This window comes from Pseudoxanthomonas yeongjuensis (genome assembly GCF_010093345.1).
GTDB classification, from domain to species: Bacteria; Pseudomonadota; Gammaproteobacteria; order Xanthomonadales; family Xanthomonadaceae; genus Pseudoxanthomonas_A; species Pseudoxanthomonas_A yeongjuensis.
The window spans coordinates 494984-520760 of sequence record NZ_PDWT01000002.1 but is presented as its reverse complement, the minus strand read 5'-3'; the positions used below and the strand labels follow the sequence as shown (position 1 = coordinate 520760).

Here is a 25777-nt window from a genome sequence, read left to right as displayed (position 1 = left end):
GAATGATTGTCAATTCTTGCCAGGACCGCCGCTTCCATCGCGCCGGACGCCGGGACGCGGATTGGGCCGATTGCGCGGCGCCGGCCGGCCCAGGGCCAGTTCGGGCAGCCAGGCTTCCAGCAACGCCTGCGGCATCGCCTGCACCCCCGCCACCAATTGGGCGAAGGGGGCAAGGTGGCGCAGCGCCCGGGCATAGACCCCGCGCTTGAACACCACCACGTGCTCCATCGGGTACCAGAAATCCACCCACCGCCAGTGGTCGAATTCGGGCGTATCGGTCAGGTCCAGGCGCAGGTGGGATTCGTCGCCGACCAGCCGCAGCAGGAACCAGACTTGCTTCTGGCCGATGCAGACGTGGCGTTCGTTGTAACGCACGGCACGCGGCGGCAGCCGATAGCGCAACCAGCCGGGGGTGGCGCCGAGGATCTCGACATGCTCGGGGAGCAGGCCGGTTTCCTCGCGCAATTCGCGGTACATGGCCTCGACCGGGGTCTCATCGGTGTTCATGCCGCCCTGCGGGAACTGCCAGCCGTCCCGGCGCACCCTGCGCGCCCAGAACACCCGCCCATCCGGGCCCATCAACACTATGCCGACATTGGGTCGGTAGCCGTCCGGATCGATCACGATGCGGACTCCTGAAATCTACTGTCACCGACTGTGCCACGCCCACGCCGATGTCTCAAGCACAGAGGCCCGGATTGACAGGCACGGGTCAGACAGGAAGAATGCGCGGTTCAATGCGCGGCTATGTAGCTCAGCCGGTTAGAGCACGTCACTCATAATGACGGGGTCGGTGGTTCGAGTCCACCCATAGCCACCACCGCGTTTTGCGCCGAACCCCATGATTCCATGGGGTTTTTTGTTGCCTTTCACAAAAGTTCAGGGGCTATCCCAGACAAGGGTTACAGGTCGAGCCAAGCGCGGAATAGCTAGCTGTCGATTGGGCGTCCCGTAGTTGAATCGGACCCGCATTCTTTCGGGAACAAGAAGGACTTCTTGCGCGGAATGCCGTTGTACTTGCGCTACACGCGTTTGGATTGGTTCGAGAAATTCTCTGTACCGTTGATGTGATTGCCGCGCCGCCTGACGAAGGTTTGGCTGTGATTGACCCTGTGACAGCAGAATCCGGACACATCTATCCCCGGGGGCAACTCCAGCCCGAGTCTATTTCAATCAGCCAGGGGCCCTCGGCACGGCCTCGAGCAGCACCGATGCCGGCGGCTGCTCGCCGAAACCCTCGGCCTGGACATCCAGCAACATCGCTGGGGCGTAGCCGGCCGGCACCCTGTCGCGGTTCCAGATGTTCACCGACACGCACCATTCGGCATTGACTTCGCGCTTGCGCGGCGCGTCGGCACTGGTCAATACGCCATATTTCGCATGCGCTTGCGTTTCGCGCAGTTCGACCTTGCCCGGCGCATCGCTGTAATGGGTGACGACCGCCTTCCAGGTGCCGACCTTCGGCCGGTCCACCACGATGCGTTTGTGGCGGCCATTGACGTCTACGTCGCCGTGCCGGGTGCATTTACCGGCCTCGCACTGGTACAGGTTCACCCAGGCCGAATCGGTACCGGCGTCCGGTAGCAGTTCCAGCAGCAGGCGCTCGGTGCCTTCGGCCACGGTCAGCGTGCGCTCGACCTCCTGCACGCGCGCCAGGGCGATCGTCTCGCTGCGTTGCGCGGCCAGCGCATGGCTGCGCAAGCCGCCTTCGAACGCCGCACCGCGGTTGCGCAGCACCACGCTATCGCCTTCGGCGCGCGCTTCAACCGTCAGCAGGGACGCCTGCACTTTGACTTTCGTGCGCGGCAGTACCGTGCCCGGTGCGACCGACCAGTCCTGGGCGAAAGCATCGCCCATGTCCATCAGCATCAACTGCCAGCTGCCTGGCATCGGACTGGACAGGTCATGGCCGCTTTGTTCGAAAGTGAAACGAGCCGCTCCCTGCCAATTGTCCGGCGCATGCAAGTAGGTACTGATCTCCTTGCGTGCTTCCGGCATGCGGAAGCGCACCAGGCCGGCACCCTCCGGCACGTCGTAGAACAGGTTCCTGCGACCCGGGCGATCCAGTTCGAACTCGTGCTCCACCTGATATTTGTTCTGCGCCGTGAACCGGTGCGGCACCACGATGGTCGCCTGCACCACCGCGGCGGGCCCGGCCAGGCCGTCGCGGTGCAGCTCCAGTAGCGCGCTGTAGACCTTCTCTTCCGGCACGCTCACCCGCACCTCCAACGGCACCAGCCGGTCCAGCGGCAACATCACTTCCGGCACGGACCGGAACGCCCCGGCATCACCCCTCCATTGCAAGCGGTAGCGCACCGGCGCCCGCGGGCCGCTGGTGCGCTTGAGCGTGATGGTGCGCGTCGCCGATTGCCCGGCTTGCCAACCTTCGCGTTCGAACAGACCCTGGCCCACATCGGGCTGTTGCAGCCACGGGCTCATCAAGGTTTTCACCGGGGCGGCCACCTCGATGGTTTCCGGCGTCTCCTGCGCGATCTGCTGCAATCGCTGCCAGGCTGCGTCGATCTGGATCAGGCCGCGGCCCTGCTTGTAGACCGGGAAGCGCGCAAGGGGCCGCGCACTGTCGCGCAGCGCGCGATGGACGATGGAACCGCTGACAGGGAGGCCTTCACGCTTGGCCGCGCCGACCAGCAGGGCGGTCGCGCCCGTGGCCACCGGCGTCGCGCATGAAGTCCCGCCGCAGATGCCATAGCCAATCATCCGGAAAACGCCGGCGCGCTTGCCGCCATCGTCCCGGTCGACATTGCCCGGTTCCAGACTCGTGGGGTTCGCGGGCGACAGCAGATCCGGCTTGAGGATGCCGTTGCCGGCCGGTCCTTCCGAACCGACCCAGTGCAGATCGTCCTGGTAACGCACGTGGATGCCGTAGTTGGAATACACCGCCTCCGCGCTCTGGTACGCCCCTATCGAAAGCACGTTCTGCGGGACCGTCGCATCGGAAATGGTCGACAAGCCCGGGGTGTTGAATGCGGTGAACAACGTCGGCTTGTCGTGCAGCGCCTGCAGCCGGTCCAGCACCACGGCGACCAGCGAACGCCCTCCCAGTTCCTGCTCATGCAAGGTCGTGATGGCCGCGTGGCCTTCGATCAGCACGATGTCGGTCGCCGGATGCTCGTAGGCCGCGATCATGCCGCGCGCATAGCCGCTCACAGCCTCGTTGACATTGACCGAGATCAGCTGCACGCCGGGCGCCACGCCCTGGATCCGGCCCTTCGCGCTCTTGCTCGCGGCTACCGCGCCGGCGACGGCGGTGACATGCGAACCGAAGCCCATGTTGACGGACACGTAGTCGCCATCGGCCTGGACCGTATAGCCCACGGTTTCGCGCAGGACGGTTGCGGGATCGTCCTGTCCAAGCACGCCGATCTGTTGCGAGGCCGCGTACGCGCGGACGCCCGCCTCATCGTCGAAGTCGCCGTCCTGGTCGGTGTCGATCCACAGCGTCTGGCTCGCCTGCGACCACAGCACGCGCGTGCGCAGGTAGATTTCCGGATCCTCGGGCTTGAGCCCCTGCGGATACCTGCGCCCGTGGAATGCCTTGTCGAGTACGGGCCACACCGCCCATAGCGCGCCGATGTCCTTGTTCAAATCCAGCAATGCCAGCCGGTACTCGCCAGCGCCCGGCACACGGTGCCGATGGCCGTCGACTTCGATCGTCCCGCCGCGTGCCGTCGCCGGCGTGCCAAGCCGATGGCTCCAGAATGCGCCCTTGCGGGGCGCATCCGGGTCCAGCGAAGGAGCGAGGCCCGGGATGTTGATCACATCCCGGAACTTCGGTATCTCCTTTCCGTCCGCAGCGGATGCCGTCCTCAGTTCCGGCGACAGGAAGTCCGGGAAAAACTCGACGTGCGCGACCACCACGCCACGGCCGTCATTGCCCGGGTTGCGCTTGAGAAAGGCATCGCCGTCCATGTCGCTGCGCACGTCGTAGGGATGTTCGACCGGACCCATTCCTTCGCGCCGCGGCCAGTCCTCCCGGGCGTTGCGTACCGGGGAGATCGCCGGGTCGGATTTCGGTTTTGGGTCCCAGCCGTCCGGCGGATTGCTGCCGCTGATGGCGACCTTCTCCACCGCGAAAGCGGCCAGCGGAGCTTCGGCCAGGAAGCGGTCCACCTGTGAAGTGGGCAGTACGATCGACAGATAATCCGTGGGTTCGTGCGCATAGTCCACGCGTCCGCCCAGCTGGCGCGTCAGCCGCTCCACTTCTGCGCTTTTGCCGGGTCGTGCCGCCACCGCCAGCCCCACCGCGGGCCTGGCATCGACCGACCATGCTTCGCGGCTGTCCAGCTGGTGCCGGTAGCCGGGGTTGGCTTGAAGTCCGAAGCCCAGTCCGGCACCGATGAACAGCATCAGCGCACCAAGCGACCATCGCCATGATCGCGCCTTGTTCGCCGCCAAAGAATTGCGCCCGTTGTTTATCGCCATTGTCATCCCCTGCAAGAAAAGCGACGTCTTATTGCAAAGACGGGTGAGCCCTGCCGTCCCCTACCCGATCAAATTGAACGCAATCCCATCCTTGTCTCCATGGCAAAGCGGAGTTGGTAATTGCCGGGTTCCTTAGCCGATGCGACATCCCCCGCTTCCAGTAACGGTTCTATCCAGGACTTTTTTACAACCGATGCACGCGCTTCCAATCGTGGCGCCGGCCATCATGGCCGGGCACTGCAAACGCTCGCTCGCAGCCGCGGTGGAACGGTCAATGGCCCGATAAGGAATCGGCTTGCACTCTTGTCCCGCCCGCTACTTTTTCGGTTCCGCTTCCGCCTGCTTCTTTTCCTGGATTTCTTCAAGAGTGACCCGGCACTCCTGATCGCCGTTCTGCATCTGCTTTTCTTTGCATACGCGTACGCGCTCCCAGTAAAGCTCCGGCATGTCCGTCAACTGCCGGAGTGCGCCGGGCTGCTTCCGGTCGCAGCCCGATCCGGTACAGACGAGTATCGCGGCCAGGAGACAAGTCGCTCGCTTGCTGATCAACTCCTCCCCCCAAGACAAGTTGCAGATGCGCCTGCCTGTCTATTAAGACGCTGTCGGGGCGCCGGACCCTACCTTGGTGATCAGCGAAGGCGCCTTCTCATCGGATTCCGGGCGCCCTCAAATGCTTGTCGAGGAATTCCACCATGCGCCGGCTGGCGTCGACTGCGTTCTTCGTCGACCAGGTCGAGATGACGTGCCCCTCTCCCGGATAGATCGCCAGTTGCACGGGACGCTCCAGGCGGCGCAGGCCCACGAACAGCTTCTTCGACTCCTCGTACGGCACGGTGCCGTCTTTCTCTCCCGCGACGATCAGCAACGGCGTATGGATGCGGTCGATGCGATAGAACGGCGAGTTGTCGATGAAGCGTTGCGGATTCGCCCAAGGCGTTTCGCCCATGCGTCCCTGGCCTTTTTCGGCCCAGCGTATCCAATGGCTGTCGCCGGCATCGTCCATTCCACCGTAGAAGCTGGCCAGATCGAACGTGCCGTTGACGGGAATTCCCGCGCGGAACAGATTCGTATGGCTGACGATGGAAGCGGTGCTGTAGCCGCCATAGGATTGGCCGCTGACCGCCAGCCGGTTGATATCCACGTAACCGGCATCGGCTACGGCGTAGGCCTGGGCCAGCACTTCATCGGTCATCCGCTCGGCCGGATGGCTTGGCACGCCTTCCGGCGCCAGTACGATATTGGCCATGATCACGGCATAACCGCGACTGGTGAACACCTGGCTGGGAACCGTGTTGCCCATGCCGCCACCGAAATAGCTGGCGCGCGTGGACAGGTCCGAACCCGAGTAGATCATGACGATGCCGGGCAGGCGGTCGCCTTTCTTCGCCCCGGGCGGCAAAAGCAGCGTGGTGCGTACGCTGGCCATGGAACCATCGTGCTGCGGCGTGCGTGTTTCGATTACTTCCGCCGATCCGTAACGACGACCTTCCAGCCGCGGATCGATGATCGACAGCTTTTGCCCGCGCGCGACGCTGGCCGAAAAGCGATAGAGGTTCGGCGGGGTCGCGATGTCTTCGTAGATCGCGAACAGGTTGCCGTGATCGCCGCCCGAAACGAACCCGCTGGTCCGGTGCATGCCCTTGGCAAGGGTACTGCGCTTGTCCGAACCGATATCGAGACGCATGACGGCCTGCTCGCCGGTACCGCGTTCGCGCAGCACCACCGAGAGCGAACCCGGGTCCGGTTGCCACAACACGTTTTCGTTGGCGCGAACCAGATCCAGGAACTGCCATTCCTTCTCGCTGGGCAATCCCAGGCGCTTGACCGTGCCCGCGGATAGCGACACCAGCGCCAATCCTTGCGGCGCGCGGTCGCGCCCCAGGCCCTTCGGATCCAGTCCGACCAGCAGGTCTTTCCCATCTGCGGTGAAGTAAAGAACGGCAGGCGCAAGCTCACCCAGCTCTTCCGCCAGCCGCCGCGGCGTCCCGGCACCATCGTCCGTGAAGTCCACCGACCATAGGCCGCCTTCCTTCAAATAGAACAATCGGTCCCGGGTGGGATGCCAGCGGTAGTCCAGGCGTGTGTAGTTGACGTTGTGCTCGGAGGACTGCAGCCCTTTGGCCAGCACCCGTGGCGTGCCGCCCGCCGACGGCACTACCTGCAGATCGGTCACGTACTCGGTGGAGATTTCCTCCTTCGGATGGATTACCGACATGTAGCTGACCCAGCGCCCGGAAGGCGACAGTTCCAGCCGGTTCGGCCGGGTCTCGTTCTCCGCGGGCACCAGGACTCGCGATCGCCCGTCCTGCAGCGAAATCGCAGCCAGCGTAGTGTTGTAGTGGCGCAGCATGAACGCCTGGCTGGAACCCGACCTGGTCGTTTCGCCCGCCACCTCGCCCGCTTCTCCACCGCCGAAATGGACGATGGCCTTCGACTTGCCGTCGTCAGCCGCGGTGACCGCCGCATTGCTATTGGCGATCCCGGACTCCGCCGTCGGCGGATTCGGGTCCAGCGGCACATAAAGCGTGCCGCCGTCCGGCGACCAGCGCGGTTCGGAACCGGAAAAGACGCTGCCCCGCACCACTGCATCCGACACGCGGCGGCATGCGCCGGAATCCAACCCATAGACCCATGGTTGCACGCGGCCATCGGCATCGGAATAGAACGCGAGTTGCCTGCCGTCGCGCGACCAGGCCGGCGCCCACTGGTTGCCTTTTCCGGCGCACACGGCGATCGATGCGCTGGCCGACCGCGCATCGGCCGATGCGATATGCAGGCTGGCGCCTATCGCGGTCGTCGGCGTTCCCGAAGGCAGGAAGCGGTCATCCTGCGGCTGCGTGGCCGGAGGCGCGATGACGACATAGGCCACGCGGTCGCCCGATGGCGAAGCCACCGGGTTCTCGTTGTAGGGAAACTCGTTGGCGGTGAACGCGAGTTCGTAAGGAAACGCGTCCGGGGTTTCGCCCTGTCCGGCACCGCCCGCCTTCGCTCCCGACGCCGAGGCCATGCAAGCCAACGACGCGAGCAGGCACATCGCGACGCGCCAAGCGGAAATCCGATGCGCGGTCCTCATTTCCCGACCCCGCTGGCCGGCTTCGCCCGCATGTCGCGCAAGCCGCGCCAGTGCGCGTACTGCGCGACCTTGGCCGGATCCGGATCCTCCTGGTCCATCAGCCAGAAGCGCCACCAATCGATATTGCTTCCCAGCGAGCGCAGACGATGCTGCGGCCGCGTGGTGGAATGCGATGCGCTCTGGAAATACAGGATGTCCGCCGGACGATTCAGCGCCAGCAGCCGGTCCGCCATCGCGCCGTGGTAGACCAGGCTCCACAGTCCATGCGAATTGAACAGGATCGGCGCGCTCACCCGCTTGAGCTCTTCGTCGGTGAAGGGCCGCAGGCGGTCGGTGTACTCGGAGGCGCCGCCATCGATATTGCTGGCAGCGGCGAACTTGATCGAGGAATGGATCAGCAGGTACGACGTGTAATAGCCGGCGCGGCTCCAGCCCGCGATTCCGATCCGCAACGGGTCTATCAACCCTTCGCTGTCCAGTTTGGCCACGGCGGCCTCGGTGTACGTGCGTATGCGTTCGCCTTCGGCGGGCGTTTCGACCACGTCGCGCATCGGCGGCTCGCGCGTATAAAGCACCATGAAACCCTGCGCCGCCAGCATCTGCGTGGCATGCCCGCTCAGTTGCCAGGCACCGTCCAGCAAGTAGGGCTCGCCTTCCTTGTGCAGCGTGCCGTCGTCCAGCAGTATCACCAGCGGATAGCGCTTGCCAGGCTGGTAATCCACGGGTTTGACCAGGAAACCGTCCGCCGGCGCATCCGCCTTGCTTTGCCAGTGATAAGGCGCGATCTCACCCAGACGCAAGGCCGCCAGTTGCGGATTGAGATCGGTCAGCGGCGTGCTCTGCTGCGTCGCCGGATCGAATGCGACCAGTTCCGGCGCCGCTCGCAGCCCGTCGCGTACGCCCAGCACGAGCCTGCCGTCGCTGGCCACGGACCAGTCCGGATTGAAGCCCTTCACCGCGCCGGTGTAGACGGCCTTTCCCCAGGCACGGCCGCTTCCGCGCGCCAGCCTGCCGAACTGTTCGCCCTTGCGGCTGAGCACCAGGGTACGGCCATCCCCGGCCCATGCCAGTGGCCGGGAATCCTTTTCCAGTCCCAGCGGCGACACGCGATGCGTGTCGAGATCGACTTCGACCCACGACGGCGGATCGGCGGGGCGTTCGGGCGACAAGGTGTAGACGATGACGGACTTGCCGTCGGGCGACCACAACGGCGCACCGCTCTCGTAGCGTTCGAATTGCGGGCTCGGGGCATCGACCAGCGGCTCGATCCTGCCGGTGGCCACGTCGACCACGCCCACCAGCGGTGCGGTGCGGTGCGTGTAGGCGTTCATGTGCGGAGCGCCGTAGTAGGCGTACTTCTCCGGATGCATCGGATGTTCGGTCAATTGATACGGATACAACAACAGATGCTTGCCGTCCGGCGACGCGGGAAGCACGGCGAAAGGCAGGCTGCTGTCGTCGACCAGCGATTGGGTCGGCGCCGCGGCCACTTTCTCGTCCTTCAGGTCCAGCGGCAGTGCAGGACGGCTCTGCCGCGTATCGAAGATGAGGCGATTCCGCCCGCCTTCGACCAGGAAATACTGGCGGATCGCATTCCATCCATTCATGCGCGACAGGACCGGCGAGATCAGGGTGAACTTGGAAGGCGTCGGGAAGACGTCGGTATCCCACATGAAGACGCCGTCGTCTTCCATGCGCTGCGCGCTGCCGTCTTCCGGATTCAGAACGGCCGAAAACGCGAGCAACTTGCCATCCGGCCCGACGGTGAAGGTCCGGATCGCGCTGGGATGCCGGGTAAGCTGGGTTTCGGTGCCGGTCGCGAGATCAAGCAGATAGGCTTGTGCCAGGCCAGCGCTGTCAAGGCCGAGGTAGCTGATCGCTTTCCCGCCCTGCACGAAACGCAGCTGCTTGATCGGCGAGGCCTGCTGGTCGCGCCGCTCGCCCGGGAATTCCCGCGTCAGCACGATGTGCGGCGGTCTTACGCCAAGCGGTGACCGCAGGTCGACAAGACGCAGCTCGTAAACATTGGTGTTGCGGGCCAGATCGCCGCGCCAGGTCACGAATGCCGCCTGCGAGCCATCCGGCGAGAAAGCCGCGACGTCGTCCTCGGGCGTGACGCCATGCTGGATGCGCACCATCGCGATGGCATCCTCGACCGTCGCCCCACGCACCTGGGCGGCCGAGGCAGGCGACATCGATGCGGTGAATAGCAGCAGCAATGCCGCTGCGTGCAGGCTTTTCGCCCGCATTCTGTCCATCAAACTCATTTCCTGCCTCGTGCGTTGTGCGTTGGAAAAAGTGGCGAAGTCGGGCGATGCATGCCGTCCTTCGATAAAGGCGCGCCGGGAAGCAAACTCCCTACGTCGGTTGGTGCGCATCCTCGATGCGATGCCACCTCAACTGCCTTCCCCCCCGGACGCGCCCTTGCCTTCGGCCGGGAATGCGTCGAACCATTCGAAGATCCGCTGCCACATGTCGCGGATGTTGGCCGGGCTTTCCAGCACGTGGCCTTCGCCCCAGTAGCGTACGAAGCGCGCGCGCTTGCCCTGGCGATACAGGCCATTGAAGAACTCCTCGCCCTGCTGGATGGCGACATAATCGACATCGCCCTGCACGATCATCAGAGGCGTGTTGACCCTGTCCACCTGGAAGATCGGGCTGTTGCGCAGGTAGCGGTTCAGTTCCTCCCAGGGCGGTCCGCCCATGCGGATCTGCGCCGATTCGCTGAGCGCCATCTGGAACAGGTTCTCCTGCGGATGGTCGCCGTAACGCTGGCGCGCATCGAACTGGCCGTAGAGGCTGACCAGGTTGGAAAGTCCCGCCAGCGAGACGGCAGCGGCGAAGCGATCGGTCTGCGTCACCAGTCCATACGTCGAGTAGCCGCCAAAACTCTGCCCCATCAGGTACAGGCGCTTGGGATCGGCGATTCCCATCTCCACGACTTTGTCGACCGCCGGTAGCACGCCTTCGGGCAGGCGCAACATCGGGTCGTCCGCAGCGCCTTCCGGGCCCAGTGGCATGCTGGGAACCAGCACCGCGTAGCCATGCGCAACGGGGATCTGCATGTTCAACGAACTGGCCGAGGCGAGGTCGGCGATCGACGGCGGCGTGGCGCGTGCCATCGATCCAGCGTAGACCCAGGTCAGCAGCGGCAGTCGTTCGCCCTTGCGGTGTTCCGGCGGCAACAGCAACCAGGCTTCCAGTTTCTGGCCGCTCAGGCTGGTGTAACTGAAACGTTGTGCGGAGGCGGGCCTGATCTCGTTGAGGAAGCCGTTGGCGTCGATCAAAGACAGCGCGCGGGCGCTGCCGGCAGCAGTGCGCCACAGGCGGAATCCTTCGCCGTCGTTGCGCAGGAACAGGGCATCGCCACTGCGCGGATCGAACGCCTTGAGCTCGGCGCGCGCGGCCGGCGTCCTGATCGATTCCACGCGACCAGTGGCCAGGTCCAGCGAGAAGGGCCGGGCGTTGTCGCCTTCGCCGGCCTCCAGGACCAACTTGCGATAGACCTCGCTCTGGCGCGGCCACTGTTCCTGTCCGTTGTTGCCGTAGACGGGCCATTGCAGCGACGCGATGGAGGGCGAGAACGCTTCGGTGAGATTCTGCGCGGGCGCATCGGCGCGGATGCGCCATATCTCGCCGTCCGCCAGTCCGACGAAACTCCCATGGCCCGGCTCCACCCAGAGCTCCGAAGGCACCTTGGCCATCGAAGCCGTCAGATTGCGCGGGTCGCCTTCGCGATCCAGCAACCACCAGTCCCGGCGCGCAGTCACGTCCGGCGCACGGCTGCCTTCGCGGCGCGCGGCGTACAGCAGCAGCGCTCCCCGGTCGGTCCATTCGATCCGTTCGTTCTCGCGCACGATGGCGGAGGCGTCCAGTTCGTCCAGCGCGCGCACGGTCGATTTCCGGCTCTGCAGATCCACGTAGTAGAGCGAAGGCGAACCGCTGCGTCCCGCCTCCGGATAACCCAGGAAAACCAGGGTCGCGCCATCCGGCGACCAGCGTACCGAATCGGCGAGCACGTTGGGGCTGCTCGGGCCGTCGATGTGGATGCGCTCGCCCGCGAGCGTGGCCAGGCCGATTTCATAGGTATCCGAGGCCGCGAACGGAAGCGGCTCGCCTTTCCTGGGACGATACATCCCGACCGTGCGCACGAAAGCGACCGCGTCGCCGCGTGGCGACAACTGCAGGTTGAGCGTGCTGCCTTCGACCACTCGCGACGATGTGCCGGCTGCGATGTCCACCAGCAGCAACTGGCCCTGCGGTCGGGTCGAAAGATCCACGGGAACGCCGCTGTCCAGCACACTGGCGGTGGTTTCCTTGCCAGCAACGACCTTCGGCCATTCGCGGCTGGCGATCTGCGGCGTCGCCAGCTCGATGCGCATGCCCAAGGGTTGTTCGCCCTCGGGTAGTACCGGCAGCAAAAGGTGTCCGCCATCGACCCAGGTATAGGGCCGCGCATGGATCTTGGCCGTATCCACGCCCAGTTCGGAGAGTAATTTCAACTGGCGCGCCCGCGCGTCCCACACCCAGGCGTGCACATTGCCCCCGCGCGTGGACAGCATCGCCAGGTAACGTCCATCCGGCGACCATTCTGGAGCCCACCAGCCCGATCCGTCTTCGATTCCTTTGGTCAGGTTGACCGGCGCATCGTCGCCCGACTGCAACCACACATCGCTGCCGGCGTTGCCCCACAGGTATTCCCATTTGTGATTGGTGAGCTCGCGTTTCGGACGTACGCGGGTAAAGGCGAGCGTGCCGTTCTCGGAGAACGAATACGGTCCGCCGTAGTAGCGACCGAGGCTTTCTATCTCGAAGATGTCGTCGATGCGGAACGGCCTTCCCGAATTGCTCTTGGTCGCCGCCGCGAGATCCTGTGCCAGCAGCGAGGCGCACAGCAGTAGAATTCCCATCCAGAGACCGCACGTTGTCCTGCCCCGGGACGCGGCGTCGCGACGCCGCATCATCGTCTTCATTCGAATCATTGTTTCGCTCCGTAGCGCTCGGTCATGCGTGGCGTGCCTTTCCCCTGTATCCAGTAGTCGAACCACTCCAGGTTCCTGCGCATGCTGTCGATGCGCAGCAGGGGCTCGACCACACCATGTCCGGTGCGTGGATATGCAATGAGCTCCACCGGCACGCCTTGCAGGCGCAGCGCATGCAGCAGGATCCGGCCTTGCGTGGCGGCCATGCCATGGATGCTGCCGAACTCCGCCAGCACCGGCGTTTTGACGTTTCCGATCCGCATCAAGGGCGACTCGCGCAACAGTCCTTCGACGCCGGCGGGCGTGGTCATGTTTTCTATGCCGGCCAGGTCGCGCAGCAGGTCCTGGTACCACGGCATCGCCGCCTGGCTGTAGGCCACGCTCAGCATCTCCACGACGCCGTCGCCCAGCGAAGCGGCGCGGAAACGCTGCGTTTGCGCGATCGTCTCCAACCCCAGACCGAAGCCATAACTGAAGCCGGTGATGCCCATGCGTTGCGGATCGACGATGCCTTGCTTCACCAATGCATCCACGCCGGACACGACATCGCCATGCGGGCCGATGTGCTCGCTGCGCTCGTCGGCGATCGCGGCACTGAACGCGGGCCCGTAGCCCGACCTGCCCCGCGTATTCGGCGCCAGCACCAGGTAACCACGCCGGGCCCAGGCCAGCAACGGATACTGGCTGGCGACACCGAACTCCGCTCGCACCATGCTCGGTCCACCCTCGACATAAACCATCAGCGGGTACTTGCGTCGGGGATCGAAACCCGGCGGCTTGATCAGGATGCCGTGCACGTCCCATTTGCCGTCCGCACTGCGCCATTGGACGATCTCGCTGGACAATCCGTCGAAGATCCGGTCCCCGTTCCAGCGTTCGAGCACGCGCCAGTCGCCCGCTGGCACATCGCGGACCACGATTTCAGGCGCCTTCGTGGGCGCCTGGCGGACGCAGGCGACCGCACCCCGCGCATTGCGGCCGCACGAACCGTATTGGGCAAGCGCATCGCGCGGCGTGTCCGCGGAAACGGCCATGTCATCCGGCCGCGCGCGGAAAGCGCCGGACCGCAATTCGGCTCCGCCTTCGAAGTAAAGATCCCGGCTATCGGCCGACCACACCAGGTTGCTCACGTGGACCGGCAACCACGGGTGCCGACGCGCATCGGCCAGAAGATCGGCAGCCGCTTCGCTGCCGTCCGCTTTTATCCGGTACAGGCTCCTGTTATGGCGCAGATTGTAGGGCGCGGCATCGGTCGTGAACGGCATCTGCGAAGTGAAGGCGATCCACTTCCCATCCGGAGACCAGGCCGGATCCATTCCGCCGCCGCGCTGCGTGGGCAATGGCCGGCTGCTGCCGTCCACACTGTCCACCACATACAGGTCCGCGCCCAGACCGGACCGCGTCAAACGGAAATCGATGCCCGCAGACACCGCCAATCGGCGCCCGTCGGGAGCCCATGAGTAGGCCATCACATCCAGGGTCTTGCCGGTCAGGCGCTTCGTCTTTCCATCCTGCAGGCCCATCACCCACAGCAGCGCCGGTTGGTGCGGAAACGAGCGCAGCGCGTCGGGGGTGCCGGCCGCTCGCACCGGATCCCAGTTTTCGTCCAGCTCCGAGCCGACGTTCGGATCGGGCGTGCCGCCGTTGGAATCCGCAGCTTCCGGATCGGGCGCGGTGAAAGCGATCCTCTTGCCGTCCGGCGACCACTTGAAGCCGCTGGTACCCACCGTGAACAATCTTTTTGCCGAGGCGGGAATCGCCAGTTTCCGGCGCGCCTGCGTGGCCGGCGAATACAGTTCGATCCCGCCGCCGCCCGGAACGCTGAAGGCAAGTTCTTCGCCCACAGGCGACCACGCCAGGAAGCCTCCCCCGTAGGGACTGGTGATGATCTTGCCCTCGACGAGCACCCGCTCGGTGCCGCTGCCGTCCGCGGATCGGACGACAGCGGCGTACCGATAGCCGTTTTCTTCGAGCGAGGTGGTGCGCCGCAGATAAGCCAGCCAACGCCCGTCTTCCGAAAGCACCGGACTGAAGAATCCCGGCGCCCGCACCAACGCGAGAACGTCCTGATCCGCTCCTTCTGCAACCGCCGGCCCGGCGGAGACAAGCGGCGAGGCCAGGCCAAGAAGCAAAGAAAGCACCGCCGAACGCATGGAAATCGACATTCCTACCTCGCAATAGCTTGTTTCGGTCAAGCCGATGGCGACCCGCTCATGGAAAGCGGAGCAACCTCGGATCGTTGGGATCGTCTGCCGGCGCTGGAAACCGCGCCGCGGACCGGAACTTAGAACTTGTACTTCACGTTCGCGTAGAAATACCGGCCACGCAGATCCGCTTGCTGGAAGTCGTACCCGGAAAAGTTGTTGGAAAACCTGCCCTGGTTGTTCGACGCATTGATGACGCCGACATTGACGCTGAAGCCATTGTCGCTGTCGCGCGCCCTGCCGAAATCGTATCCGGCCTGCACGTCATACCACCATTGCGAAGGCATGTGCCGGATGGCGTCGTAGTCCAGGTAGCCGTGCAGATAGCGGGCCAGCAGACTGGCGCTCCACCCTCCCTTGCTCCACTGCAGTCCGGTATTACCCTTGAGCTTCACCGGATAACCGGCGCGGTTGGCATGGCCCACTTCCTCGGTCGGCGAGGCGCCCGGGCTGAGCAGCACTTCATAGCTGTCCACATAGCTACCCTTCAAGGTCCAGACGAAGTTTCCCCAGCCCTGAGTTTCGAACGCGTACGCCGCTTCGAAGTCGATGCCTTCCACCACCACCTGACCGAAATTGAGCGTGGTCAGATCCAGACGCAGCAATCGGCCCGGAAGCCCGGCAGCGATGTCCGCGGCGGTCGGATCGGCACGATAGATCAGATCGCCGAACAGATCGGGATTGGAGAGGATCACGTTGTAGTCGTAGAAGCGGGTGATGAAGTCGGTCTGCTTGACCCGGAAGAGGCTGGCGCCGAACGACAGGCCCGGGACCGATTGCGGCTCGATGATGAATCCGGCGGTGACCGACTCGCCTTCCTCCGGCTTGACGTTGGGGTTGCCGCCGTAACGCGTCTCGATCTCGACCGCTTCGTCGTTCCGCAAGGGATCGTTTAGGAAAGACGAGGGAGTAATTCTCAATGGCGCGTGCATGTCGTACAACGAAGGCGCCTTGAATGCGGTACCCGCCGAAGCGCGCAACAACAGCCAGTCGGCCGGCTTCCAGACCGCACCGAACTGCGGGTTGAACGAGGATCCCATGTCGCTGTAATCGTCGTAGCGACCGGCGACATTGAACTCCAGTCGCTTGCCCGCCTCCCGGGCGAACGGAAGCGACGCTTCGAAATACACCGAATTGATATCGCGACGTTCATCGATAGTGGTGGTTGCGGTATCCCACTTGAGCGATTCGCGGCGCCCTGCTGCGCCGAACGAGTAGAGCAGTCGGGTGCCGAACATGTCCCAACCGCCGGAAAGCGACCCCTCCAGCATGGTCGCGCCGGTACTTTGCCAGTACGTATCCTTCAGGCGGATCGCATCCAGGGTCGCGGGATTGTTGCTCCCGGAAACGCTGGAGAACACGTTGAGCGCGACGTTGGGATCGGTCATGTTCAGATATTCACGGACCCGATCGATGTCGATGTAATTGCGCTCGACGGTGGTGTTCTCGTCCTTGTCCGAGAGCAGGCTCACGTCCCAGTCCAATCCGGCGAAACTGCCCTCCGCTCCCACCACCAGGCGGGTGAAGTTGGTAACTGCGTCGTCCTGGCGCGGCCCCAGATCGACGAAGCGATAGTTCACGCCGACGTCCACGCCGAAGGGGTTGAAGGGATTCGTGGCAGGCACGGTGACGAAACCGAAATCGCCGCTATAGACGGAATCAGACGCGATTTCGACCAATTGCTCGGCACGAGTATGCATCAGCTCGCCATAGAACGAGATGCCGTTGTCCAGGCGATAGCGCCCATTGCCCATGACGCCGATGCGCGTGGTGCTGGGTGCGATCACATTCCACGGCGAAACGTCGGAGTAGTTGAGCACGCCGTCGGTCCCGGCGAAATCGGCGGGGGTGAGGCCGATGCCGTTGGTGCCCGCCGGTACGCCCGCGAAGGTGTTGTTGAGTCCCGGCAGATTGCCGGTACCGGGCAAGGCGAAAATATTGGCGGGAAAGCTGTTGACCGAACGACCGTCCGATCCGCCGCGGTCGCGAAAGTCCCAGGTCGAGGTAGCATCGCGATCCAGCGCGCGCAAGGCGTCGCGCGTGAAATGCTCGAATACCAGGGTGCCTTCGAACCGGTCGCCGGATCCACCCAGCAGAAAGGACGTGGATTCTTCGGTCGCATCGCCCTCGTAGGAGGTTCCGTAGCGCGCCCTGGCCACCGCGCCATCGTAATTGCTGCGCAGGATGAAGTTGATGGCGCCGCCGATGGCATCGCCGCCGTAGATCGCGGACGCGGTATCGGTCAGGATCTCCACGCGCTCGATCGCCTCCAGCGGAATGGTATTGAGGTCGAAGAAATTGCGCGAAGCCTGCGCACCTGAAGCGTTGACGCGACGCCCGTTGATCAGGATCAGCGTCGAGCCGTAGCTCAGGCCGCGCAGCTGTACGGTCGCCGACCCCAGCCAGCTGTTGTTACCCGATTCGTCCATCGCCACCGCGGCCTGCGGTATCGAATTTATCAGCTCGCGCACGGTGGAAACGCCCGTGCGCTCGATCTCCTGGCGATCGATGCGGATCACGGGAGAGGCGCCTTCGAATTCGCTGCGCTTGAGTCGCGAACCGGTGACACGCACCGTATCCAGGTTGGTGGCCGGATCGGACGTGCGCGCGCCGCTGGCCGGATCGCGCGCAGGCACGGGGGCAGCGCGGGTGCGCGGCGCGGGGGTGGGCGCGCCCTTCTTCAGCACCACGGTGCTGGAATTGATGAACTCGTAGGTCAGTCCCGTGCCCGCCAGCGCCTTGTCGAGGGCCTGCGTGGTCGACAGGCGGCCCTTGATCGTGCCGATGCTCTTGCCGCGCAAGAGTTCGATGTCGTAGACGATCTGTACGCCGCTCTTCTGGCTTATTCCGTTGACGGTCTGGATCAGGTTGCCGGACGGAATGTCGTATTCCTGCAGATCCGTTTCAGTTTGCGCAAGCACATTGCCGGCGAGCGCCAGCGTGATCATTGAAGCCAGGCACACACGCTTGAAAACATGCAATGCCTTGTTGCACCGCGGAATCCCCGTCATTGGCGTTTTTCCTTGTGGCTGTTGTGGATCCGTGGCGCCATTGCCATCGAACCGCCATCAACCTGAGACGCCCTGGTCGGGATACCCCCTACCGTTTCGTAACGATAATTTCTCCCGGCGCATTCGTTACCTGCACGGGAAGCACGGCCGGCAGCGCAACCGAGATGTTCCGCGCATCGCCGATCTTGAAGTTTCCGCTCAACACCAGGCCATCCAGCGAGTGGTCGGCCAATCGCAGTTTCACCGCCGAATACTTGTTGATCTCCTTCACCGCCGCCGAAAGCGGCGTAGCGCTGAAGACATGGAATCCTTCCGACCAACTGATCGCGGACATGACATTCGCATCCTGCCGCGTCCACGCGGAACGCATCCGCGAATACCGGGCCTGCTCTCCCGCGACCAGTCGGATCCGATCCGATCCGTCCGATTTTTCCTGCTCGCTGCTTTGCAGTGCGATGGAACCTTCCACCAGGGTCACCAGTACGCTCCCCTGGTCCTGCCGGTCCACCTGGAAGCGGGTTCCGAGTGCGGTGATCCGTCCTCCTCCGGCATCGACCACGAATGGCCGCTTCGCGTCATGCGCCACTTCGAAGATCGCGCGCCCCCGCAGCAGCCGCAAGTCCCGCTTGCCGGGCTTCAGATCGACTTCCAACTGCGTGGCCAGATCCATCTGAATGCGCGAGCCATCGGCCAGGACGATGGTGTAAGGACGGTCCCCGCTCTGGTAGAGCTGCTGCGGGTCCGGCCAGAACCGGATCGCCAGGCCCAGGCTCAGCGCGCACAGGAAAAGGCTCGCGAACAATGCGATCGGCATCCTCCTGCGGCGGCGAGTCGAGCCGCGAGACGCTTGCCCGCGCCGTTGCTGGACGGCGGCCGTCCAGTCCGCCATCGGGTCCGGCTCGGGCTCCAGTGCCGTCTGTGCGTATGGTCCTATGACCTCATCGTCTTCGAGGCCTTCGAGCCGCTGCCACAACGATTCGGTCGCGGCGAAGGCCTGGGCGTTCTGGGGCGCGTCATTGCACCATCGCTCGAACGCGGCGCGCTCGACGTCCGAGAAATCGGGTGCCAGTAGGCGCGCGAACCAGGCCTCGGCCTGTTCCCTGGCTGGATTACTAGTAGACATGACCATCTAAGACGCCCCTCCCCCGCATCCCCCTACCGCGACCCGCAGGGCGGCCAAGGCCTGCGATACGTACTTTTCGACCATTTTCACCGAGATGCCGCACAACTCGGCGATTTCCGGGTAGGTCTTGTGATGGGTGCGGCTGAGCAGAAAGACCTTCCTGCACTTGGGCGAGAGCCCGCCTATCACCTCGCGGATCAATTCCAGCTCCTGCTGCGCCAGCACCGTCCTCTCTTGGGAGGGCGCGTCCGACACCAGCTCCACATCCTCCAGCGACTGTTGCCCGGCCACGTTGTGCGCGCGGTCGGAACGCAGGCGGCTCACCGCCAGATTCGCCGCGATCCGGTACAGCAGCGATTTCCAGACCACGGCAGGCCTGGAATCGCCGTAGCCGTAATGGAGGATGCGCATGTAGCTCTCCTGCACAATCTCCTGCACATCGTCTTCGGTGGCGGTACGGCGCCGCAGGAACGCGGAAAGCGCGCGCCGGTGCTCCATGAAGAATGCATCGAAGCTCAGCTCCGAGCCCATGCCGGACTCGTCGATCGAATCCGTGGAATCGAGCAATAGTTCCTGACCGGCGATGTAGGGGCCGTGCGTCATGGACCTGATTCGCAGCTCCGGCGGGGGAGAGCACTGTTAACGTAAATTTCTCACTTCCACCAAACAATGACAAGGCTGTTTCAGGAGGAATGTCCGCAGGAATCGCCAGAAAATAATGAATGTAATGTCGTCTCCGGCAACGTGCGAATATTTTCGATCGGTTCGGTAGGGTGCTTGCCTTCGACGGCGTCTAGCACCGGCCGTCGCCTGTCCATCCGGCGACAGCCACAGCGGATGCGCGATGCCGTGCCAAGCCTGTGCACGGCTTCCCGACCGGTTGTTCCAGGACCGGCGCCTTATGCGGAACGATGCTCGCGCCTCGACCTAGTTGGGTCTCCCCGTCTCGGCCGCAGCCGGCGTCGGCGCTGCCTTTTCCGGCATATTGGTTTCCAGCCAGGCGAAGATCTCGTCGACGATGTCGCGCACATTGGCGGGCGACTGGCGCAGGCCATGATCTTCGCCCCAGTAGCGCAGCAGTTTCGCGCGGCTGCCTTTGCGGTACAGCGCGAAAAAGAATTCTTCCGCCTGCGTCATCGGGCCGCGGATATCCTGCTCGCCGTGGATCAGCAGCAGCGGCGTCTGCACTCGATCCGCGAAGTACAGCGGAGAATTGCGCAGGTAGCGCCACAGGTCTTCCGATGGCGGTCCGCCCATGCTGATCTGCCCGCCTTCCGAAAGGCCCCAGTTCGCCGACTTCTGGTGCTCGATGCCCGGATAGGAACGGGCTGTGGTATCGAACTGTCCGTATGCGCTGACCAGGTCGGTCAATCCGGCCATCGCGATCGCGGCTTTGAAACGGTTGGTGTACGTCACCAGCGAGTAGGTGCTGTATCCGCCGTAGCTCTGGCCCATCACCGCCAGGCGATCGGGATCGGCGATACCAAGGTCTATCAAGCGATCGACCGCCGGCATGACGCCCTTGGGCAGATCGATGTAGTCGTCGTTCTTCGCGCCGTCGGGCTTGAGCGGCATGCTCGGAACAAGCACGACGTAGCCTTTGGCGGCATAAAGCTGCAGGTTGTACTGGCCGGGTTGATAAGTGGCCAGGAAGTAATTGTTCAGATCGCGCACCACCGATCCCGCATATACCCACACCAGCACCGGGTACTTGCGCCCGGGTTTGTAGTCGGGGGGCAGGATCACCGCCGCCTTCAACGCATCCCCCTCGTTCCCGCGGTAGTCGAACAGCATCTTCTCGCCCCACGCCACGTTCGCCATCTGCTCGTTGAGCGACAGCAGCTTCTTGCTTTTTCCACCCGTGTCCGTCGACCACAGGAAAGCGCCGGCAGGCGTGGGATCGCGGAACAGCGCCATCGATCGCGCTGGAGCATACGTTTCAAGCTCGGCTGCGGGACCGGGAACAGCCAGGGGCGTGAGGGACGCGCTGCCTACATGCAATACCGCGCGTACCACCGGCCGCCCCCGCTCCTTCCTCTTCCCGGCGATGAGCAGTTCCGAAGTCGTGCCCTGCGCAAGCGGCCAAACGATCTCGGCGCCCGCGGGGAGAGCCGCCTCATTCAGCTTTCTGGCCTTGCCGCTTTCGATATCGAGAGACCACAAATCCTCTCCTGCGATTCCCACGTACTCGTTCGACACGGCTGCGGGCCGAAGGCTGACCGGCGTTTTGGGCATCTCCTTGGTGATGTTCACGGGCTCCGAATCGTGGGCGAATGCCCACCAGTCGACTCGAGGCGTCGATTCGTCCTTGTTCAGCCTCGAATACCATTCCCAGGGAGACAGCTCGTTCTCGACACGAATGGCGCGCATGAGCACGCGTCCATCTTCCGTCCACAGCGCAGCGCTTGCGTTGGGGATATCCGCACCCGCCGCCGAGGCCATCACCGAAATCCCGGGCGGGCTGAGGCGATCCGCCGACAGGCCGCGCGCCGATACCACGAACAGGTTCTGCGCCAGCGTCGAAGGAGTGGGACGCGCCCGGATCGCGACCTTGCTGCTGTCCGGCGCCCAGGACAACAGGTCCAGGATATACCTGCCTTCCTTGGGCATTTCCTGCACCCAGCGGACGGACGAACCGGGGATCAGATCGACAAAGCCGAGTTGCTTGTCCACTGCCCAGGATGCGTACGGATACGCGAAATGCTGCCCGGCCGCGTGGGGAATCGCACCGATGGACGCCAGAACCGCTGCGGACCGGTCATCGGGCGCGATCGTCAGCTGCAGGCCGCCGTCGAACGGATATATCGGCAGCGACGCGATCTCCTGCGTGCCGGCCGTCATCACGTCGATCAGCTGAAGCGATGCGGTCGTCGGCTTGGGCATGCCGCTTCCGCTCTCGACCGCCGTCGCCGTGGGTGTCGTGCCGTCGTGCAGTGCGCCCAGCGTGCCGGCCGCATGCTTCAGGCCTCTCGAATAAGCATCGATGATTCCCGACACTTCGCCCTGGGGCAGGGTGAGGGCGAGAATGGATGTGGAGTCCCGCCACAGATAGGGAGCGTTCTCCATGGCGCTGCAACGCGCGCCGCCGCTCGCATCTCCATGCAGACCACGCATGTCCACGCGGTAAAGCGCCGATCCGCCAAGCGTCTGGGCCATCATCGCGTTCGACGTCAATCTCGTGATGCTTCCCTTTTCCCGGTCCCAGACATAAAGCCGGACATTGTCGCCGCCCTTCGGCTCATTCCCTTCCGGTTTGGTCGAAAGCATCGCCAGTCGCCTGCCATCCGGTGACCAGGTCGCGCACCAGAACCCGCTGGACTCAGCCGCGCCCTGAGTGAGATTGCGCCGTTCGCCGGTCTTGCTGGAGATCAGCCAGATGTCGGCCCGGGTCGGATCCATCTCGTAGAAGGCCCGCCCGTACACCTCGTTCGGACCCGCCGGTCGAATCACGTTGGCGGCGATCCATTCGCCATCCGGCGATATGTCGACGCCGTTGAGTGTGCTCAATCCGAGCAGGTCGTCTATCGTGAGACCGTGCCTGGTCGACGCATGCGAAGCCGGACTGATCATCGACATGATCATCGACAGGAGACAGGCAAAGGCGGCTCCGAAAAAGCGGAAGCGGCGACGCGGGAGATCCATCGGGCGATCCTGCTTCGGATCGTCCGATGCGGTTGAGGGGATACTGTGCCGGTCAATCATTTGCGATCTTTCTCCATCGAAGTTCGGAGGACCACCGGCAATCGTTCAGGCCGGCGCGGACTTGCCTCCGACGGCCGGCCGGCCTGTCGAAGCATCGTCGTTTCCAGGATTGATTCGAAAAGGCGGGACCGGACTCAGAAATTCAGTCCGATCTCCAGGTAGGCGTAGCGCCCGCGGATATCGTTCTGCGATCCGTCCCATCCATATCCCGATGTCGTCGTGGCCGAGAACTCGGGCTCGCGGTCGAGCAGGTTTACCGCACCCAATGAGACGAACGTTTTCGAGAACCATCGGCTACCCGCAGCGAGGTCCTGGCCTACCGCCCAGCGCACGTCCGCATCCATGGTCCAGAAATTACCGAGCTGCCGATAAACGCCGTTGGTGAGCGGGTTGTAATCGCGATAGCGGCCGACGTAGCGCCCGGTCATGCTCGCCGACCACGAATCGAGGCTCCAGTTGAGCGCAAGCGTCCCGCGCCAGCGGGGCACCCAGATATCCGTATTGGCCTTGGCCAGGTAATCGTTGGTGCCGACCTGCGGATTGAGCAATGCGTCGTAGCGCGTGTACCTGGTGGTACGCAGACTGGCGAACCAGTTTCCCTGGGCCGTGCGGAAACGGTAGTCGATCCCCAGATCGACGCCCTCCACCCAGATGTCGCCCAGGTTGAGCGCGCTGTAGTCGATTTCGGTGATGCGGCCGGGCAGCCCGTCTCCCTGCGGCGCCTCGCGGATAACCCGGTCGGGGAACAGATCCTCGTTGTCGACGATCAATTGCAGGCTGGGGAAATTCGATATGCGATCGGTCATTTCGATGCGCCACCAGTTGATCGATGCGTTCAATCCCTCCCAGCGCGTGCTGCTCCATACCAGACCCGCGGACAGGGATTTTCCCGTTTCCGGCTTCAGATCGGGGTTCCCTCCCGACAGGTAGGTGTCACCCGCCCTCTCGTTGTTGCGGCGCGGATCCAGCACGCTGCCGCTCCACACGCCACGACTCGATGGCCCGTAGACGGAATAGAGATCCGGGGCCCGGAACGCTTCGGCGTAAGCGGCTCTCACCAGAAACCCCTTGCTCGGCCTCCACTCGATCCCGAACTGCGGCGCCGTCGCCGACCCGAAATCGCTGTAGTCGTCCCGACGCAGCGCGCCGCTGAGGGTCAGCAACTCGCTTTTTTCATCGTCCCCGTTCCCGCGCGAGAGCACCGGGGCGCGCAGTTCCGCATAGATTGCGTCCGAATCGCGGCTGACGCCGAAATCGCCACGGTTGGATCCGGTATTCTCGAAAGATTCGCGCAGACGCTCCCCGCCGATGGCCAGGGAAAGAGGGCCTGCCGGCAAAGTGGCCAGGCTGCCTCTGAATAGGAAGTTCGCTCCTTTGGTCGAGGTAACGGCGTCCCGCTCCGCATCGTTCTGGCTGAGCGCGTAGGCGCCGGGCGAAGCCGCATAGGCATCCAGAATGTCCTGCGACGCCGGCATCCCCGACGTGAACAGATTCAATGCGGTCTGCGGATCGATCGAGGACAACCATTGCGATGCAAAGCCGGGGTTAGGAATCCGGTAGATCGACCACATATGCTCGCGGCTGTTCCAGCCGGTCACTTCCCACTGCCAGTCGCCGCCCAGGTCGCCGCGCGCGCCGAGCAGCACGCGCGTCATTCTGGAATCGATCGCGGAGGTCGCATATCCCAGCGATTCGTCCGAGAACCGGTAATCGACCAGAACGTCCTGTCCGAAAGGATTGAAAGGATTGGCGGCCGGAACCAGCACCTTGGACAGGGTGAAGGGGTAGAAATATTCGTGATGCGCCTTGTTGTAGGACGCTTCCGCGAACAGGGTCGTGCGCTCGCCCAGTCGCCAGTCGGCCGCACCCATCAGTCCTAAGCGGCTGGCCGGAAACAAAAGCGTGCTGCCTCCCACGTAGCACCGGTTCAACCGACCCTCTGTTCCGGCGAAGTCCGCGATCGTGGCGGTTCCTGTCAACCCCCCGGGGACTCCCCCCGACGGCGCGTTCAATCCGGGCAGGGTGCCGCCGTTGGTGGAATACACATTGCCCGGGCCGCAGGCGGTACCGGTCAGATTGCGCCAGCCCTCGCGGGTGAAATCCACATCGTCCAGTCGCTCGCGTTCGTCGGCCATCAAGGCGGTGCGGTCGTAATAGTCCGCGTTGAGCGTGATCGAGCCCCGATCGGAAGCGTGTCCCCACACGATCGACGCCCTGCGGTCGCTGGTTCCATCGGCGGACCCGAATCTTGTGCTCACATGCGCGCCATCGACATCGCGCTTGAGGATGATGTTGATGACGCCCGCCAGCGCATCGCTGCCATAGATGGCGGACGCGCCCTGGGGCAACACATCGATCCGCTCCACGGCGCCGATCGGAATATTGTTCAGATTCGCGAACCCGCCGTCGACGCTCGCGCTGTTCGGCATGCGCCGCCCGTTCAACAACACCAGGGTCCGACCGGTGGGCAGACCGCGCAGCTGGACCGTTTGCGCGTGCGGGTTACCGCCGAACGAGGATTCCACGTTGATGCCGCTGCCCGACGCTTCCGGCAAAGTACGCAGGAAATCGACCACGGAACTCTGGCCGCTGCGTTCGATCTGCTCGCGCTTGAATACCAGCAGAGGCTGCGGTCCTTCGACTTCGGTTCGGCTCAGGCGCGATCCCGTTACCTGCACCGCATCGAAATCGGTTGCCGCTTGCTGCGCACGGGCCGGCCGGTCCGCGCCGGCCGCGTCCGGCTCGGCCACGGCATCGGCAGCCCCATCGATCGTCTTCTTTTCGCCGCGTCCGGAAGGCCCCGACGATCTCGGCCGGATGGTGGCCGCATCGTCCGCGCTGTAGATCACTTCCAGATTCGTCCCTTGCAGCAATTGCTGCAAAGCCTGGCGCTTGTCCAGCCTGCCCTGCACCGGTCGCGCCATGACCCGGTCGACGGCCTCGGCGCGATACAGCAACTGCATGCCCGCCTGATCCGCAAAGGTCTTCAGCGCTGCCGACAGCGGTTGTGCCGGAATGTCGAACTGGGCGGGCGCGCTGGATTGCGCCCAAGCGACGCCGGGCACGGAAAAGCAGAGCGCGGTAGCGAACACTCCCGCATGCAACGCCTTGGCGATGCCCTTGTGCAACACGGCTCTGCGGACTTGCGCTTGCTTCATCGGCCTGATCCCGGGTTATGTGATGTCCATACGGCTGCGATAGCAAACCGTCCTTCATGGACAACGAACCGCGAACAGTCG

The 25777-nt window shown here is 64.0% G+C and carries 12 protein-coding genes, 1 tRNA gene and 2 pseudogenes; 1 reads left to right on the top strand and 14 read right to left on the bottom strand.

Annotated features, from left to right (window positions below):
• Positions 1-9: 9 nt before the first annotated feature.
• Positions 10-624 (bottom strand): RNA pyrophosphohydrolase, encoded by a 615-nt coding sequence (locus tag CSC74_RS09345; protein WP_162314165.1) that lies wholly within the window; start codon positions 622-624, stop codon positions 10-12.
• Positions 625-743: 119 nt separating this feature from the next.
• On the opposite strand from CSC74_RS09345, the gene CSC74_RS09340 reads away from it, so the two are divergent.
• Positions 744-820, top strand: a tRNA-Met gene (locus CSC74_RS09340).
• Between the two features lie 59 nt (positions 821-879).
• Here the strand turns inward: CSC74_RS09340 and CSC74_RS17550 are convergent.
• The 13 genes and pseudogenes from CSC74_RS17550 to CSC74_RS09290 form a co-directional block, all read right to left on the bottom strand.
• Positions 880-1139 (bottom strand): annotated as a pseudogene (locus CSC74_RS17550) (hypothetical protein); the annotation flags it as partial.
• A gap of 34 nt (positions 1140-1173) precedes the next feature.
• Complete coding sequence (locus CSC74_RS09335) at positions 1174-4368, bottom strand: S8 family serine peptidase (protein ID WP_162314164.1); 3195 nt, start codon at positions 4366-4368, stop codon at positions 1174-1176.
• Positions 4369-4758: 390 nt separating this feature from the next.
• Positions 4759-4890: a hypothetical protein gene (locus CSC74_RS17660; RefSeq protein ID WP_281349737.1), complete on the bottom strand. Its 132-nt coding sequence runs from the start codon at positions 4888-4890 to the stop codon at positions 4759-4761.
• Positions 4891-5089: 199 nt separating this feature from the next.
• Positions 5090-7477: a S9 family peptidase gene (locus CSC74_RS09330; RefSeq protein ID WP_162314163.1), complete on the bottom strand. Its 2388-nt coding sequence runs from the start codon at positions 7475-7477 to the stop codon at positions 5090-5092.
• A 35-nt stretch (positions 7478-7512) separates the two neighbouring features.
• Entirely contained in the window at positions 7513-9774 is a 2262-nt protein-coding gene (locus CSC74_RS09325; RefSeq protein WP_246193103.1) for a hypothetical protein, read from the bottom strand.
• A gap of 138 nt (positions 9775-9912) precedes the next feature.
• Positions 9913-12426 carry a S9 family peptidase gene (locus tag CSC74_RS09320; protein ID WP_162314162.1) on the bottom strand — a complete coding sequence of 838 codons (2514 nt, stop codon included), beginning with the start codon at positions 12424-12426 and terminating at the stop codon, positions 9913-9915.
• 68 nt (positions 12427-12494) lie between these two features.
• On the bottom strand, positions 12495-14663 hold the full coding sequence (locus CSC74_RS09315; protein ID WP_162314161.1) for a S9 family peptidase: 2169 nt from the start codon (positions 14661-14663) through the stop codon (positions 12495-12497).
• Between the two features lie 119 nt (positions 14664-14782).
• On the bottom strand, positions 14783-17713 hold the full coding sequence (locus tag CSC74_RS09310) for a TonB-dependent receptor (protein WP_162314160.1): 2931 nt from the start codon (positions 17711-17713) through the stop codon (positions 14783-14785).
• An 88-nt stretch (positions 17714-17801) separates the two neighbouring features.
• On the bottom strand, positions 17802-18686 hold the full coding sequence (locus tag CSC74_RS09305) for a FecR family protein (RefSeq protein WP_246193100.1): 885 nt from the start codon (positions 18684-18686) through the stop codon (positions 17802-17804).
• A 9-nt stretch (positions 18687-18695) separates the two neighbouring features.
• Positions 18696-18836 (bottom strand): annotated as a pseudogene (locus tag CSC74_RS17730) (FecR/PupR family sigma factor regulator); the annotation flags it as partial.
• A gap of 6 nt (positions 18837-18842) precedes the next feature.
• Complete coding sequence (locus CSC74_RS09300) at positions 18843-19439, bottom strand: RNA polymerase sigma factor (protein ID WP_162314158.1); 597 nt, start codon at positions 19437-19439, stop codon at positions 18843-18845.
• Between the two features lie 324 nt (positions 19440-19763).
• Complete coding sequence (locus CSC74_RS09295; protein ID WP_162314157.1) at positions 19764-22538, bottom strand: S9 family peptidase; 2775 nt, start codon at positions 22536-22538, stop codon at positions 19764-19766.
• 134 nt (positions 22539-22672) lie between these two features.
• Complete coding sequence (locus CSC74_RS09290) at positions 22673-25696, bottom strand: TonB-dependent receptor (protein ID WP_162314156.1); 3024 nt, start codon at positions 25694-25696, stop codon at positions 22673-22675.
• Positions 25697-25777 lie beyond the last annotated feature (81 nt).